General features: G+C 72.7%; 11 protein-coding genes. 1 reads left to right on the top strand and 10 read right to left on the bottom strand.

Going from position 1 to position 13648, the window contains the following annotated elements:
* Positions 1-7: 7 nt before the first annotated feature.
* The 9 genes from OG738_RS20740 to OG738_RS20700 form a co-directional block, all read right to left on the bottom strand.
* The gene (locus OG738_RS20740; protein ID WP_329056047.1) at positions 8-1276 is read right to left on the bottom strand and encodes an ATP-grasp domain-containing protein; all 1269 of its coding nucleotides are present in this window, start codon (positions 1274-1276) and stop codon (positions 8-10) included.
* Positions 1277-1286: 10 nt separating this feature from the next.
* Positions 1287-1883 (bottom strand): mycothiol-dependent nitroreductase Rv2466c family protein, encoded by a 597-nt coding sequence (locus OG738_RS20735; protein ID WP_329056046.1) that lies wholly within the window; start codon positions 1881-1883, stop codon positions 1287-1289.
* A gap of 54 nt (positions 1884-1937) precedes the next feature.
* Positions 1938-3029 (bottom strand): branched-chain amino acid aminotransferase, encoded by a 1092-nt coding sequence (locus OG738_RS20730; RefSeq protein ID WP_329056045.1) that lies wholly within the window; start codon positions 3027-3029, stop codon positions 1938-1940.
* Positions 3026-4336 (bottom strand): class-II fumarase/aspartase family protein, encoded by a 1311-nt coding sequence (locus OG738_RS20725; RefSeq protein ID WP_329056044.1) that lies wholly within the window; start codon positions 4334-4336, stop codon positions 3026-3028. The genes OG738_RS20730 and OG738_RS20725 overlap by 4 nt, the downstream gene beginning before the upstream one ends.
* Positions 4333-6264 (bottom strand): FAD/NAD(P)-binding protein, encoded by a 1932-nt coding sequence (locus OG738_RS20720; RefSeq protein ID WP_329056043.1) that lies wholly within the window; start codon positions 6262-6264, stop codon positions 4333-4335. The genes OG738_RS20725 and OG738_RS20720 overlap by 4 nt, the downstream gene beginning before the upstream one ends.
* 68 nt (positions 6265-6332) lie before the next feature.
* Entirely contained in the window at positions 6333-7397 is a 1065-nt protein-coding gene (aroF, locus tag OG738_RS20715; protein ID WP_329056042.1) for a 3-deoxy-7-phosphoheptulonate synthase, read from the bottom strand.
* Positions 7394-9058, bottom strand: coding sequence for a class I adenylate-forming enzyme family protein (locus OG738_RS20710; RefSeq protein WP_329056041.1), 1665 nt, complete (start codon positions 9056-9058; stop codon positions 7394-7396). The genes aroF and OG738_RS20710 overlap by 4 nt, the downstream gene beginning before the upstream one ends.
* A gap of 205 nt (positions 9059-9263) precedes the next feature.
* Entirely contained in the window at positions 9264-9632 is a 369-nt protein-coding gene (locus OG738_RS20705) for a VOC family protein (RefSeq protein ID WP_329056040.1), read from the bottom strand.
* Positions 9633-9746: 114 nt separating this feature from the next.
* Positions 9747-11009 (bottom strand): IS110 family transposase, encoded by a 1263-nt coding sequence (locus tag OG738_RS20700; RefSeq protein ID WP_329056577.1) that lies wholly within the window; start codon positions 11007-11009, stop codon positions 9747-9749.
* A gap of 250 nt (positions 11010-11259) precedes the next feature.
* Here OG738_RS20700 and OG738_RS20695 point away from each other — a divergent pair, with 250 nt between their 5' ends.
* On the top strand, positions 11260-11706 hold the full coding sequence (locus OG738_RS20695; RefSeq protein WP_329056039.1) for a MarR family winged helix-turn-helix transcriptional regulator: 447 nt from the start codon (positions 11260-11262) through the stop codon (positions 11704-11706).
* A 43-nt stretch (positions 11707-11749) separates the two neighbouring features.
* Here the strand turns inward: OG738_RS20695 and OG738_RS20690 are convergent, their stop codons facing one another.
* Positions 11750-13564 (bottom strand): AfsR/SARP family transcriptional regulator, encoded by a 1815-nt coding sequence (locus OG738_RS20690; protein ID WP_329056038.1) that lies wholly within the window; start codon positions 13562-13564, stop codon positions 11750-11752.
* Positions 13565-13648: the final 84 nt, after the last annotated feature.

The raw sequence follows: 13648 nt of genomic DNA, 5'->3' as shown, positions 1-13648 counted from the left end.
GCGGCCATCAGCGGACCATCGGCGGCGCATCGGCGCGGGTGTCCACCACGATCTGCTGGGCGGCGGCCTCGGCGATCCGGCCCGCCAGGTAGGCGTCGGCCGCCGTCGCGAGGACGTGGCCGACGCGGTCTTCGTTCACCCGCAACGGATCGACCCGCCCGCCCGGCCCGACGGACACCCCGGCCTCGCGGACCCCGGGCAGCGCGGCGGCGATGTCCAGCCCGCTCACCGCCGTCACCACCCCGGGGTCGGCGGTGAGGTACCGGATCGCCGCGCCGCCCTTCGGCTCGGTGACGACGTCGCCGACGGACTCGCCGAGGTACTGGCGCAGCAGCAGCTCCATGGTGGACAGCCCGAAGCTGGCGTCCATCAGCTCGGTGATCCGGTCGCCTGCTGGGCGCGGGTTGATCTCGATCAGCTTCGGGCCCGCGCCGGTGTACTTGATTTCGACGTGCGCGATGCCGAGGTCGAACCCGACGGCCTCGGTGGCGGCCACCGCGGCCGACTCCAGCTCGAGCCGGACGTCGCCGGGCAACGCCGTCGGGAAGCTGTGCCCCAGCTCGACGAACCGGTTGCGGCCGCCGAGGATCTTGTCGGTCACGCCGAGCACGCGCACGCGCCCCGCCTCGGCCAGGATCTCGACGCTGACCTCGAACCCGACGAGGCACTCTTCGACGAGCACCTCGGGCGAGCGGGCCTGACCACGGCGGTTCGTGGTGGCGGACCGGATCGCGGTGAACGTCGCGGTCACCTCGGCCGGGGTCGTGCAGCGGACGACGTGCGCGCCGCTGGTCTCGTCGACCGCCTTCACCACGCACGGCAACCCGATCTCGTCCGCCGCGCGCACGGCCTGCTCGGCCGTCGTGACGACGCGGAACTCCGGGACGGGCACGCCGCGTTCGGCCCACCGCCGCCGCTGCGCGGCCTTGTCGCGGGCGATCCGGATGGCGGCCGGGTCGGGGCCGGGCAGGCCGAGCTGACGGGCCACCTCGGCCGCCTGGATGACCTCGTACTCGGCCACCGAGAGCAGCGCGTCGAGCGGCTTCGCGGCGTCGACCGCCTTCACCGCCTCCAGCAGCGGTTCCAGCTCGTGGGTCGGGCACGCCACGACCTCGTCGACGCACGTTTCGAGCACCTCGGTGCCGCCCGGCGTCGCGTGGTAGCGGTCCAGGCCGCAGCTGAAGAAGGTGACGTGCAGGCCCAGCCCGCGCGCCGCCCGGAGGGCGTCGAACCCGGATCCGGACCGGTTCGACTCGACGAACCCGATGCGTCTCATGTCCGTTCCCTCACTCGTAGTCCAGGCCCGGCGTGCGGGCGCGCTTCAGCTCGAAGAAGTGCGGGTTGCGCGCCAGCGCCACCACGCCGTCGAAGAGGTCCGCCGCTTCCTCGCCGCGCGGGATGGCGTTGAGCACCGGGCCGAAGAAGCCGGTGCCGTCGACGTGGATCGCCGGCGTGCCGAGGTCCGCGCCGACCGGTGCCAGCGCCTCCGCGTGGCTCTTGCGCAGGGCCTCGTCGTAGTCGGTGCTTTCCATCGCGTCGATGAGCCCCGCGGGCAGGCCGACTTCGGCCAGCGCCTGCGCGACGACGTCGGGGAAGTCCTTGTTGCGTCCATTGTGGATCCGCTGGCCGAGTGCGGTGTAGAGGTCACGCAGCACGCCCTCGCCGTGGTGCTGCGCGGCGGCGACGCAGACGCGGACCGGGCCCCACGAGCGGTCGCAGAACTCGCGGTACCACGGCTCGATCTCGCGCTCCTCGTTGAGCACGCCGAGGCTCATCACCCGGAACCGCAGGGTGAGCTCGCGCTGCCGGTCGACCTCCAGGATCCACCGCGAGGTGATCCAGGCGAACGGGCAGGCCGGGTCGAAGTAGAAGTCGACGTTCATGGGCGCCTCTCGGAACAGGGTCGTGAGTGAGAAACAGGGTTAGAACACTGTTTCTCACTCACGACGCGGGGTGACGGCGTGCAGCCAGCCGAACTCGTCGGGCGCGTCGCCGTACTGGACGTCCAGCAGCGCGGTCAGCAGGCGGCGGGTGACCGGGCCGGTGGTGCCGTCGCCGATCGCCCATTCGCGGTCGGGGGTGACGGCGTGCCCGACCGGGGCCAGCGCCCGGGCCGTGCCGCACGCGAACGTCTCGGTGATCCGCCCCTCCCGGCACCCGCGTTCCCAGTCCTCGAGCGCGACCGGCTCTTCGGCGACGGTCAGGCCGAGCCGCCCGGCGAGCCGCAGGATCGAGTCGCGGGTGACACCGGCCAGCAGCGTGCCGCTCAACGGCGGCGTGACGAGGCGGTCGCCCTCGACGAAGAACAGGTTGGACCCGCCGGCCTCTTCGACGTACCGGCGTTCGCGGGGGTCGAGCCAGGCGACCTGGTGGCAGCCGCGCTCGGCGGCCTCCCGCTGCGCGACGTAGGACCCGCCGTAGTTGCCGCCGCACTTGATGGTGCCGGTGCCGCCGTCGGCCGCGCGGACGTACTCGGGCGACGCCCACAGCCTGATCGGCGCGGGTTCGGCCGCGGCGGGCCGCGCGGGGCTGCCGATGACGGCGAACAGGTACTCTTCGGCGGGCCGGTTCGACAGGTGCGTCTCGGCCGCGATCATGAACGGCCGCAGGTAGAAGCTGTGGCCGCGGGCCGGCGGCACCCAGGCGGCGTCGACGCGCAGGACCGCCTCCACGGCCGCGAGGAAGTCCGCTTCCGGCAGCTCGGGCATGGCCATCCGGCGGGCGGAGCGGGCGAACCGGGCGGCGTGGTCGCGTGGCCGGAACAGGACGTGCTGCCCGGCCGGGCGCCAGAACGCCTTCAGTCCCTCGAAGATCGTCTGTCCATAGTGGAACGCCATGGTGGCGGGGTGCAGCGAGAACTCCGCCAGCGGCTGGGTCCGGGCGTCGTGCCAGCCGCGCTCGGCGGTCCACCGGGCGGTGACCATGTGGTCGGAGTAGAGCGAGCCGAAGCCGGGCATGCGCAGCAGCTCCTCGCGCTGCTCGGCGGGCATCGGCTCGGCCCGCTCGCGGGCGAACTCCAGGGTCGTCATCGTCGCTCCTCGCGTTCGAAGCGGGCCAGGGCCCGGTCGGCCAGGGGGCCGGCGAGCCCGGTGTAGGCCGCCGGGTCCAGCAGGCCGGGGGAAACGTCGAGCAGGTCGGCCAGGTCCGCGCCGGTGCGCTCGGCTTCGGCGGTGGCTTCGGTCAGCAGGCGCTTGGCCGCCGCCTTGCCGAGTTTCGGGGCCAGCACGGCGTTGACGCGCTCGGAGACGATTGCGCCCCGGGTGAGCCGCAGGTTCGCCGCCATCGCCTCGGGCCGCACCCGCACCGTCTCGGCCAGCCGGACGGCGTTCGCGGCAGCACCGGCCGTGCTGCGCAAGGCCTCCCGCAGTGGCTGCCACTCCGCGTGCCAGCCGCCCGACGAGCGTTCGTCCTCGGCCGTCATCGAGCCGAACAGCACGACGGCGAGCGGCGGCAGCTGCCGGGCCGCAGTCGCCACCAGCGTCGCGAAGACCGGGTTGTGCTTCTGCGGCATGGCCGAAGACGCCCCGCGCCCCGGCGCCCGCTCCTCGGCGACCTCGCCGATCTCGGTGCGCGACAGCACGAGGACGTCCGCGGCGATCTTGCCGAGCGCACCCGCGGTGACGAGCAGTGCGGCCGCGACGTCCGCGATCGGCGTGCGGATCCCGTGCCAGGGCAGGGTTTGCAGGGCGAGGCCGAGCCGGCGCGCGACCAGGTCCGGCAGCACCAGCGAGCCGGGGCCGTATTCCTCGTAGGCGGCGAGCGTCCCGGCCGCACCACCGAGCGACACCGGCAGGTCCGCCCGCGCCCGCCGCACGCGGTCGACGGCGTCGAGCACCAGGTGCAGCCAGGTCGCCGCCTTGAGCCCGAACGTCACCGGCACGGCGTGCTGGGTCAGCGTGCGCCCGGCCATGGGCGTGTCCCGGTGCGCCCGGACGTGCCCGGCGAGGTGCCCGGCGGTCACCAGGAGGTCCCGCTCGACGCGGTCGAGGGTGGCCGCGCAGAGCAGCATCAACGCCGTGTCCAGGATGTCCTGGCTGGTGCTGCCGCGGTGCACGTACTCGGCGGCGGCCGGGTCGACCGCGGCGGTGAGCCCGGCGACGAACGCCACCACCGGGTTCGCCGTCTCGCGCACCCCGGCGGCGATGGCCTCGGCGTCGAGATCGGCGACGGTGACGGCCCGGATGGCCTTGGCGGCGGTCTCGGGGATCACGCCCAGCTCGGCTTGTGCCTCGGCGAGGGCGACCTCGGTGTCGAGCATCGCGGTCAGCAGCGCGTGGTCGTCGACGAGTGCGCCGGCACCGGTCGCGGCCCACGCGGGGGCGAGCAGCTCGCTCATGCGGTCCTCTCCAGGTCGTCCCGAGCCACGGCGATCCGCAGGCACGAGCGCGCGATGGCGTCCGCGTCGCCGAGGATCACCGAGTTGACGCCGGGCCGGATGCCCGCCGCCGTCACCCAGTGCACGGCCTCCGTCGGCACGCCGAACGCGAACCGCCGCGGGTGGGGCCGGTCGCGGGCGTCCAGCACGTGGTACGGCCGCCGCGTGACCGCCAGGCCGCCGGTCTCGAACTCCCCGATGCGGTACGGACGGCACTCCCCGCGGGCGAGCAGCGCGCGCAGCAGCGGGTCCGTCGTGCGCCGCAGGTCGGTGTCCGGCAGCCGGGCCTCGATCAGCGTCTTCGCCCGGACGACGACGTCGGGGCACGCGGCCGACCGCGCGGCGAACCGGCCGTCCACGCCCCCGATCCGCAGGTCCGGGCCGAGCACTTCGAGCACGCCCGCGTCCAGCAGCGCGCCGAACTGCTCGACCCGTTCGGCGGGCGGCCCGATCGACAGGTACGCGTTGAGCGGCATGTACCAGCGCCGCAGGTCGTCGCGGTAGGACGCGCCGGAGATGCCCCCGTGGTCGACGGCCAGCCGGATCTCGTTGCGCAGGTCCCGCAGGACGTCCGTGGCCGCCTTGAGCGGGCCGGTCACGTTGCCCTTGCGCGCCTCCGCCAGCTCGGTGTCCACAGAGGACCGCAGCCACGCGCGGAAGGCCGCCGTCGAGGCGAGGTCGGCGGCCGAGTAGGGCGCGGCGACGTGCCGCCAGTCCCAGCTCCGGTCGAGCCCGAACTTGGCCAGGATGATCCGCTGGGCCTCGGTTTCCCGCACCGCCAAGGGGTCGCCGTCGAGCGGCACGTCGGCGGGGCCGGCCGCGGCGAACGCCTCGGTGAACTCCCCGGCGTCGCACCCCCGCTCCCGCACCTGGGCCGCGTGGAAGACCGTGCGGACCTCCTGGTCGATCAGCGGCCAGACGTCCCGGCGGAAGTCGGCGCCGTGCGGCAGCCGCGCGATCACCTCGCCGGTGAGGAACCGCGGCTCGTGCCGGCCGGACGCGCCCTTCTCGTTGCGGGCCCGGGCCTGGTACGGGACCCCGCGGCGCGACCCGGCGACCAGCCGCGGCTCCCGGCCGGACGGCACGTACGTCAGCGCGCCGCCCGGCCCGCGGGTGAACTCGCCGCCGCGCCCGAGCGTGAACAGGGCCAGGTGGTCGAAGAAGTTCAGCCCCATCCCGCGCAGGAGCACCGGCTCCCCCGCGGGCACGTCGCCGGTCGGCTCGTCGGCCGGGTTGCCCGGCGGCACGTACCGCAGGCCGTGCCGCTCGGCGTACCGGCTCAGCTCCGCTTCGGCCGGGGTGAGCTCGTGCGGCTGGTGCCCCAGCGCGAGCACGACGGCGGCCAGCCCGCCGACGGTCGTGCCGTCGTCCAGCCGGACGTCCTGCCGGCCGTCGCGGGCGTCCCGGACGTCGACGGCCCGCGCCTGGTGGGCCACGAACCGCACCGACGGCTCGGTCCGGGTGATCCGCCGCCGCGTCCAGCGCAGGTAGCTGCCGTAGAACGCCCGCGACGGGTAGTCGTCCGGGCCCAGCGCCCCGGCTTCGGCGCGGACGGCGTCGGGCACGTCCGGGCTGCCGAGCAGGGCGATCGAGCGCGCCCACTCGTACAGGCTCGGGCCGCGCACGACCGGGCCCGCGCAGTCGACGGTCTCGTCGACGAACATCGTCACCTGCGAAGCGACGGTGTTCATCAGCAGCAAGCGGTCCTGCGTACTGCGCCACACCTGGCCGCCGTCGGCCAGCCGCGGGTCGACGAGGTGCACCACGAGGCGCCGGCCGCGCGGCACGAGCGCGTGCGCGTTGGCGCTCAGCCGTTCCGCGACCGACAGTCCGCGCGGGCCGAGCCCGACCACGGCGATCTCCGACGTCTCCCCGAACACGTCTCCCACTCCCGTACTGGTGGTCGTGAGTGAGAAACAGTGTGCTAACCCTGTTTCTCACTCACGACGTCTTGGCGTCAGCGCTTCTGCAGGGTCCGGCCCAGCCCGGCGGCGGCGCCGGCGAGCCGGGTCATCAGCCCGGCGAACTGCTCCGGCCGCAACGCCTGCTTCGCGTCGCACAGGGCCTCTTCCGGCCGGACGTGCACGTCGATCAGCAGCGCGTCCGCCCCGGCCGCGACCGCGGCGAGCGACAGCGGCTCCACCAGCTCCGGCCGGCCACCCGAGTGGCTCGGGTCGACGATCACCGGCAGGTGGGTGCGCTGCTTCCACAGCGCCACCGCCGTCAGGTCGAGCGTGAACCGCGCCGACGGCTCGAACGTGCGGATGCCGCGTTCGCACAGCACGACCTGGTCGTTGCCTTCGAGCAGCAGGTACTCCCCGGCGGCGAGCGTCTCCTCGACGGTGCAGCCGAACCCGCGCTTGAGCACGACCGGCAGGCCGCTCTGGCCCACCGCGCTCAGCAGCGCGAAGTTCTGCATGTTCCGCGCGCCGATCTGGAAGCCGTCGACGACCTCGGCCAGCCGCTTGACGTGCTCCGCGTCGACGACCTCGGTGACGAACGGCAAGCCGGTCCGCTTCCGCGCCTCGACGAGCAGCTCCAGACCGCCGAACCCGAGCCCCTGGAACGAATGCGGTGACGTCCGCGGCTTGAAGACCCCGCCCCGCAGCGCGACGGCGCCGTGCTCGGCCACCAGCTCCGCCGTGGCGAGCATCTGCTCGGACGTCTCGACCGCGCACGGGCCGGCGATCACCGCGACCGAGCCGTCGCCGATCGTCGTCGGGCCGAGGGTGACCTCGGTCCCGGCCGGGCGCAGCTCGCGGCGGCCCAGCCACGCCTCGCCGCCCCGCGGCACGCGCCGGGTCGGCGACGGCAGGCCCGCCGCCGCGGCGAGCAGGTCGGCGTCGTCCACTCCGGACACGGGCAGGACGTGGCTCGCGCCGAGGCGGTACGCCTGCGTCGGCGTACCGGCGGACTCCAGGTACCGCAGCCAGCCGTCGACCCGGGCGCGGGTCACGGTCTCGTCGAACACGAGCAGGAGGTCTTGGTGCGTCACGGCGATCGTCTCTTCTCGGGAGGTCACGCGAGCGCGTCGCTCGTCGCGAGGTTCTTGCCCCGGCGGTCACGGACGTGGACGGCGAGGTCCTTGTACTTGTCCCGGAGGAAGCGCTTGAGCGACTTGCCGGTGACCCCGAGCGGGAAGTCGTCGGCACCGGAGGCGACCTCGACGACGGACAGCTCGGGCTTCCCGTGGGCCCGCAGGGCTTCGTTGGCCGCGAACAGCACCTTCTCGGCGTCGACGTCCCGGCCGGTCACGACGGCCACGGCGACCTTCTCGCCGCGGTAGCCGCCGGCCACGACGGTGCAGTCCTCGACGCCGGCGACCTCGTTGAGGATCAGTTCCTCCATCAGCACCGAGTAACCGGGCCCGGCGGCCGTGTCGACGACGTCGACCGCGCGGTCGACCTGGTAGAAGTTGCCTTCTTCGTCCCGGTAGGCGACGTCCCCGGTCAGCCAGTAGCCGGCGAGCTTGCTGCGGTAGTAGGTGTCCTGGTTGCCCCAGTACCCGACGGTCATCGACGGCGGCTTCGCGCCCAGGAAGCCGTATTCGTAGGGTTCGGCGAGCGTGCCGTTCTCCCGCACGATCGCGACCTCGGCGAACCCGACCGACTTGCCGACGCAGCGGTCGTTGCGCTCGGTCGCCAGGGTCCGCGGCTGCATGAGCACGCCCCAGCCCAGCTCGGTGGTGCCGAGCCGGTCGAGGAACGCGGCGGGCGGGCGTTCCGCCGACCGGCGGCCGAGGATGTTCTTCAGGTGCCGCTCGTGGATGGCGTCCGCCATGGACACCCAGATGTTCACCGAGTCGAGCGCGCCCCTCGGCGTCTCGATGGCGGCGAGCTCCGGGTAGGCGTGCCCGAACGCCATCACCATGGTCGGCCGGTGCGTCTCGACGGCCTCGGCGAGCTCGGCACCGGAGACGTCCCGGTGGACGACCATCGGCTGGCCGCCCAGCACGGCGTAGGCGTTGAACGACACGCAACCCTGGTGTGACTGGGGAAGCGCGTTCAGGATGAGCGCGTCGGGCTGCTCCTGGTAGTTGACCGCCCGCCACTTCGGACCGTCCACAATGGTCTTGTGGGTGTGGATGACGGGCTTCGGCAGGCCGGTCGTGCCGGAGGAGTGCATGAGGCCGACGGGGTCGTCCGGGTGGTGCCGGAACCGGTCGGCGTCGGGCAGCACGGCCGACGGCGGCCCGTCCTGGCCGGTGTGGACCCACTTCAGGTTCAGGCGGTCGAGGTCCGGGGCGATCCGGTCGAGGCGCTCCTGGTCGGTGTAGAGGCCGATGGCCCCGCTGCGCTCGATCAGGGCGACGGCGCTGTCCCGCTTCGCGTTGCTGTTGATCAGCATCGAGATGGCGCCGATCTGCGCGAGCGCCGAGAGGTGCAGGAAGTACTGGATGGAGTCCGGCGGGAAGACGGCGACCCGGTCGCGCGGCCGCACGCCCCGCTCGAGGTACCAGACCGACCAGCTCTGCACGAGGTGGTCGAGGTCCCGCAGGCTGAACCAGTGCCTCGTCCCGCCGTCGGTGTCCGGGATCGGCGTGAGCGAGTGGATGAAGGGCTCGTCCGGGACGGGGTTGAGCTTCAGCATGGCGGGCAGCAGGTTCCCGCCGCCGATGGCCGGATCGGCGAGCACCCGGGCGCGCAGGTGCGGGCTCAGGACGGTCTTGTGGGTGAACTCCATGGCACCACTTTCTGCTGCGGTCGACTCCACCGGCGAGCTTGCCGGGCGCGGCCATCAGCGGTGCCTTGCCGGCGCATCGGTCCTGCATCGGCACAGAGAGCGGTGCGGTGCCACGGATGTCCGGGGGACGGCACGCACGTCGAGGTCTTCCGGATGAGCGGTGCGGGATCCGCATCGCCGGAAGACCTCCGTGACATCCGGCCGGTCAGGCGCGGTCGTGGAGCGTGACGTGGTAGCCGTCGGGGTCGGCGAAGGTGAACGTCCGGCCGAAGGGGCCGTCGATCGGCGCGGAGACGATCCGGTGACCGTCGGCGACGAGCGCGTCGTGAATGGCCTGGACGTCGGTGGCGTGGAGCCAGATCGCGGCACCGATGCCGGGCTGGGCGACGGAGCCGAGATCGGTGCCGGGAAGGACGTCGCGGAGTGCGAACGCGATCGGCTTCGTCTCGAAGACGACGGCGTGCGGCGGTCCGGCCGGCGAGCGGACGAGGCCGAGGTACTGCTCGTAGAACGCCTGCGAAGCGTCGAGGTCGCGCGCTTGGAGCGAGAGGAAGTCGGGGCCGGTGGCGGGCATGGCAGTGCTCCTTCTTTTCGTGTCAGTCTTCTGACACGGCCCAACTTATGTCAGAATACTGACACGAAGATGAGTGCGATTCGCTGGTCGGTGTGTGGTTGTTGGGGTCCTGCGTCAGGCTGGGATCGGGTCGAAGCGGACGGTCATGCCCAGGGCGTTGGCCTGCTTGACGATCTGGTGCATGGTGCGCTGGGGGTCGCGGCGGGTGAAGTAGTCGGCGCCCAGGTCGTGGTGGGTGACCTTGTCGGTCAGGATGTGCCAGATCGCGATGGTGAGTTTGTGCATGACGGCGACCAGGGCTCGTTGCCGGCCGCGGCGGGCGGCGAGGCGCCGGTAGTAGACGGCGTAGTAGGAGTTCTTTTGCTTGATCGCGGCCATGGCGGCGGTACCGAGGATGCGTTTGAGGTTGGCGTTGCCGTGGCGGGTGTGGCCGGATTTGTTCACCCCGGCCGATTCGTTGAGGCCGGGGCAGACGCCGATCCAGGAGGCCAGGTGCGCGGCGGTGGCGAACGGGGCCATGTCTCCACCGGTCTCGCTGATGATGATCTCGGCGGCGGTGCGCCCGATGCCGGGGATGGTGTCGAGGTTGTTCAGGTCCCGGTCGCGGTCGCGCATCAGGTCGGCGATCCGCATGTCCAGTTCGGTGACCAGTTCGGCGAGGTGGTCGATCTGGGTGAGGAAGTGCCGGCACATGAAAGCGTGGTGGTCGGTGAACGTGCCCTCCAGCGCCACGGTGAGGGCGGGGATCTTGGCGCGGGCGTGGCTGAGGGCCAGCTCGGCCAGTGTGGCGGGGTCGCGTTCGCCGTCGATCAATGCGGCCAGGATCCGCCGCGAGCTGACTCCGGTGACGTCGGTCAGGACGCTGGTCAGTTTGAGGCCGCTGTCCTCGAGTTCTTTTTCCAGTCGTTGGATTTCGCGGCCGCGGTCGGCGCGGATTTCGGTGCGGCGGCGGGTCAGTTCCCGCAGTTCGCGGATCGCGCGGTCGGGTACGAAGGAGGCCAGCACCATTCCCGAGGCGGCGGCGCGGGCCAGGAACGCCGCATCCGATGGGTCGGTCTTGCGGCCCTTGATCCCGCGCAGGTGGGCGGGGTTGACCAGCATCAGGTTCAGCCCGGCGTCCTGCAGCGGGTAATACACCGCACGCCAGTAGTCCGAGGTGGCTTCCAGGGCAACGATTTCGACTGCGTGTTCGGTCAGCCAGTCACGCAGGTCCCGGATGGCCCCGGCGGTGGTGTCGAACCGTTCGGTCTCCAGCAGCCATCGGCCTGCCCGGCGCGGGTCCGGGGTGCGTACGCATGCCATCACGAACCGTTTGCCGACATCCACACCCGCAGCGCGCAGGTACAGCACCTCGTCCCGCGCCGACGATTTTGTCATGATGTACCACCCATCGGTCCTGTCGTCCTGGGTGGGCCGCTCGGAGAGGTCCCGGGAAGCAGCGAAACTGACACACGTGCTCGTGCGGCGGCGCACCGCCGGTCTGGCACAAACCGTAGTCCCGGAGCGGACCTCCATCACCATTCTGACATTCGAGCTCTCACCGCATCACAGTCCAACCGGCTTACCGAGCGGCCCACCCCATCTTCCCAGCCCCGTGAAGCCTGCGAAACAGACGGGAGCTTCTGACATGAGTCAAGACGGTGTCGACCTGAAGACGTCACTGGGCTACCTGCTGAAGGAGGCGTCGAGCGCCCTGCGCGTGGCCATGGAGGAGGTGCTGCGGCCGCTCGGGATGAGCGTGACGCACTACTCCTGCCTCGAGCTGCTGGCCCAACGGCCGGGCCTGTCGAACTCCGAGCTCGCGCGGGGCGCGTTCGTGACCCGGCAGTCGATGAACGTGCTGCTCCAGGCCCTGGAACGAGACGGCTACGTGACCAGGCCCGCGGCGGCACCGGTCGGGAAGGCGCTGCCCACGCGGCTCACGCCTCGCGGCAGGCGGAGCCTGGAGAAGGCGAGCGCGGCGGTCCGGTCCGTCGAGGTCCGGATGCTGGCCGGCCTGACCGAGGACGAGCGGTCGGCCGCGTTCCGGATCCTGCGGAGCATGATCGGTTCCCTGCGCGACAGCGGCGCCTAGCGCCCGTCTCCTCGCGGACGGATGCCGGTGCGCCCCAGCGAGTTCAGCCGAGGCTGCACTCCAGCTCCCCGACGGACGGCAGCGTGGTGCGGCCGAAGCTCGACAGCAGCACCTCGTGCTCCCGCGCCTTCGCCCGCGCGTGCTCGCGGACCAGGTCGTGGAAGTGGTAGCGCCCCGCGGCCCGCTGGCGCAGCACGTGGGCGTCGACCAGCTCCTCCAGCAACCGCTCGGCCTCCGGCACCGGCTGGCCCAGCAGCCGTGCCGCGTCGGCCGCGTCGAGCTCCTCGCCGGCGAACGCGCCCAGCGCGCGGAACAGCCGGCGCTGCCCGGCGGACAACCGCTCGTAGGACACCTCGAACCGGGCCTCCACGCTGCGGTCGTCCAGGCTCAGCTCGGCGAGCCGCGTGACGCGGTCGCGCAGCCGGAACACCAGGTCGTCGAGCGACCACGCCGGCCGGTTGTGGAACCGGCACGCCGCGATCGCGACCGCCAGGGGCAGGTGCCCGCAGAGCGCCACGACCTCCGCGACCGCGTCCGGCCGCGCCGCCGTGCGGTCCGTTCCCGCGATCCGGGCGAACAACGCCGCCGCGTCCGCCGGCGGGAACACGTCCAGCGACCGGGACGTCACCCCGTCGAGACCCACCAGGCGACGCCGGCTCGTGATGATCACCTGCGCCTTGCCCGTGCCCGGCAGCAGCGGCCGGACCTGCCGCGCGTCGAGGGCGTTGTCCAGCACCACGAGCACCCGCCGCTCGGCGACCTCCGCGCGCCAGCGCGCCGCGCGCTGCCTGCTGTCCCTCGGGATCCGGTCCGGCGCGAGCCCGAAGTCGAGCAGCAGCCGCTCCAGCGCCGCGTCCGGCTCGAGCGGCTCCTGGCCCGTCGTGTGCCCGTGCAGGTCGATGTAGAGGTGCCCTTCGGGAAACCGGTGCGCCAGCTGGTGGGCGAGCCGGACGGCCAGCGTCGTCTTGCCGGCACCGGCCATGCCGTCGATCGCCAGGATGCTCAGCGCGGTCCCCGCCGACCGGCTCACCGACAGGAACCGCAGGTCTTCGGCGCGGCCGGTGAAGTGCGCGGTGTCGTACGGCAGGAACGACCGGCCCGGCGCGGGCTCGGGCCGCCGCTTCGGCCGGTCGTCGCGCAGGATCCGTTCGTACAGCTCGCGGATGCTCGCGCCGGGGTCGACGCCGAGCTCGTCGCGCAGCATCCGGCGGCCCTGTTCGTACGCGTTGAGCGCGTCGGCCGTGCGGCCGCACCGGTGCAGCGCCAGCATCAGCAGCTTCCGCGTCTCCTCCCGCAGCGGGTGCCGCGAGACGAGCTCGCCCAGCTGCGGCACCAGCGCCGCCGCCTCGCCGCCGTCCAGGCGCAGCCCGACGAGCCGTTCGGTCGCGGTCAGCCGGTTCTCCTCGAGCCGCGCGGCGGCGATCTCGAACACCGGGTTGTGCAGCCCCGACAGCGCCGGCCCGTTCCACAGGGCGAGCGCCCCCTCCAGTGCTTCGACGGCCGCGGCGGCACGTCCGTCGGCCGCCGCGGCGGCGGCCGACGCGACCATCGCGGTGAACCGGTGCGCGTCGACGTCCTGCGGGTCGACGGTGATGCGGTAGCCGGGACCGTCCTTGACGACGAGGTGCTTGGCCGGGCCGAAGCTGCGTCTCAGCGCGGCGACGGCGTTGTGCAGCTGTCTTCGCGCGGTCACCGGCGGCTCACCGTCCCACATGGCCTCCAGCAGCCGGTCGGCGCCGACCACCCGGTTCGCGCTGAGCAGCAGCAGCACGAGCAGCCGCTGCTGGCGGAGCCCGCCGAGGTCCACGCGCTCCCCGTCCCGCCGGACCCGCACGGTGCCGAGCAACTCGAAGTACATCCGATCCTCCCCACCGCCGGAAAACGCGCTCGACGAGCCGGAACAACCAACACGGTGTATTAGGCACGGCGTCGCACAATGATC

It is taken from the genome of Amycolatopsis sp. NBC_01488 (assembly GCF_036227105.1).
Taxonomy (GTDB): Bacteria; Actinomycetota; Actinomycetes; order Mycobacteriales; family Pseudonocardiaceae; genus Amycolatopsis.
The sequence above is the reverse complement of the archived record's forward strand: the minus strand, read 5'-3'. Positions and strand labels throughout refer to the sequence as shown.

What these genes read in the sequence shown, in the direction of transcription:
- OG738_RS20725 (WP_329056044.1), bottom strand. Translation starts at nt 4,336, where the DNA reads ATGAGCGAGCTGCTCGCCCCCGCGTGGGCCGCGACCGGTGCCGGCGCA.
- OG738_RS20710 (WP_329056041.1), bottom strand. Translation starts at nt 9,058, where the DNA reads ATGGAGTTCACCCACAAGACCGTCCTGAGCCCGCACCTGCGCGCCCGG.
- OG738_RS20740 (WP_329056047.1), bottom strand. Translation starts at nt 1,276, where the DNA reads ATGAGACGCATCGGGTTCGTCGAGTCGAACCGGTCCGGATCCGGGTTC.
- OG738_RS20700 (WP_329056577.1), bottom strand. Translation starts at nt 11,009, where the DNA reads ATGACAAAATCGTCGGCGCGGGACGAGGTGCTGTACCTGCGCGCTGCG.
- OG738_RS20690 (WP_329056038.1), bottom strand. Translation starts at nt 13,564, where the DNA reads ATGTACTTCGAGTTGCTCGGCACCGTGCGGGTCCGGCGGGACGGGGAG.
- OG738_RS20695 (WP_329056039.1), top strand. Translation starts at nt 11,260, where the DNA reads ATGAGTCAAGACGGTGTCGACCTGAAGACGTCACTGGGCTACCTGCTG.
- OG738_RS20735 (WP_329056046.1), bottom strand. Translation starts at nt 1,883, where the DNA reads ATGAACGTCGACTTCTACTTCGACCCGGCCTGCCCGTTCGCCTGGATC.
- OG738_RS20705 (WP_329056040.1), bottom strand. Translation starts at nt 9,632, where the DNA reads ATGCCCGCCACCGGCCCCGACTTCCTCTCGCTCCAAGCGCGCGACCTC.
- OG738_RS20730 (WP_329056045.1), bottom strand. Translation starts at nt 3,029, where the DNA reads ATGACGACCCTGGAGTTCGCCCGCGAGCGGGCCGAGCCGATGCCCGCC.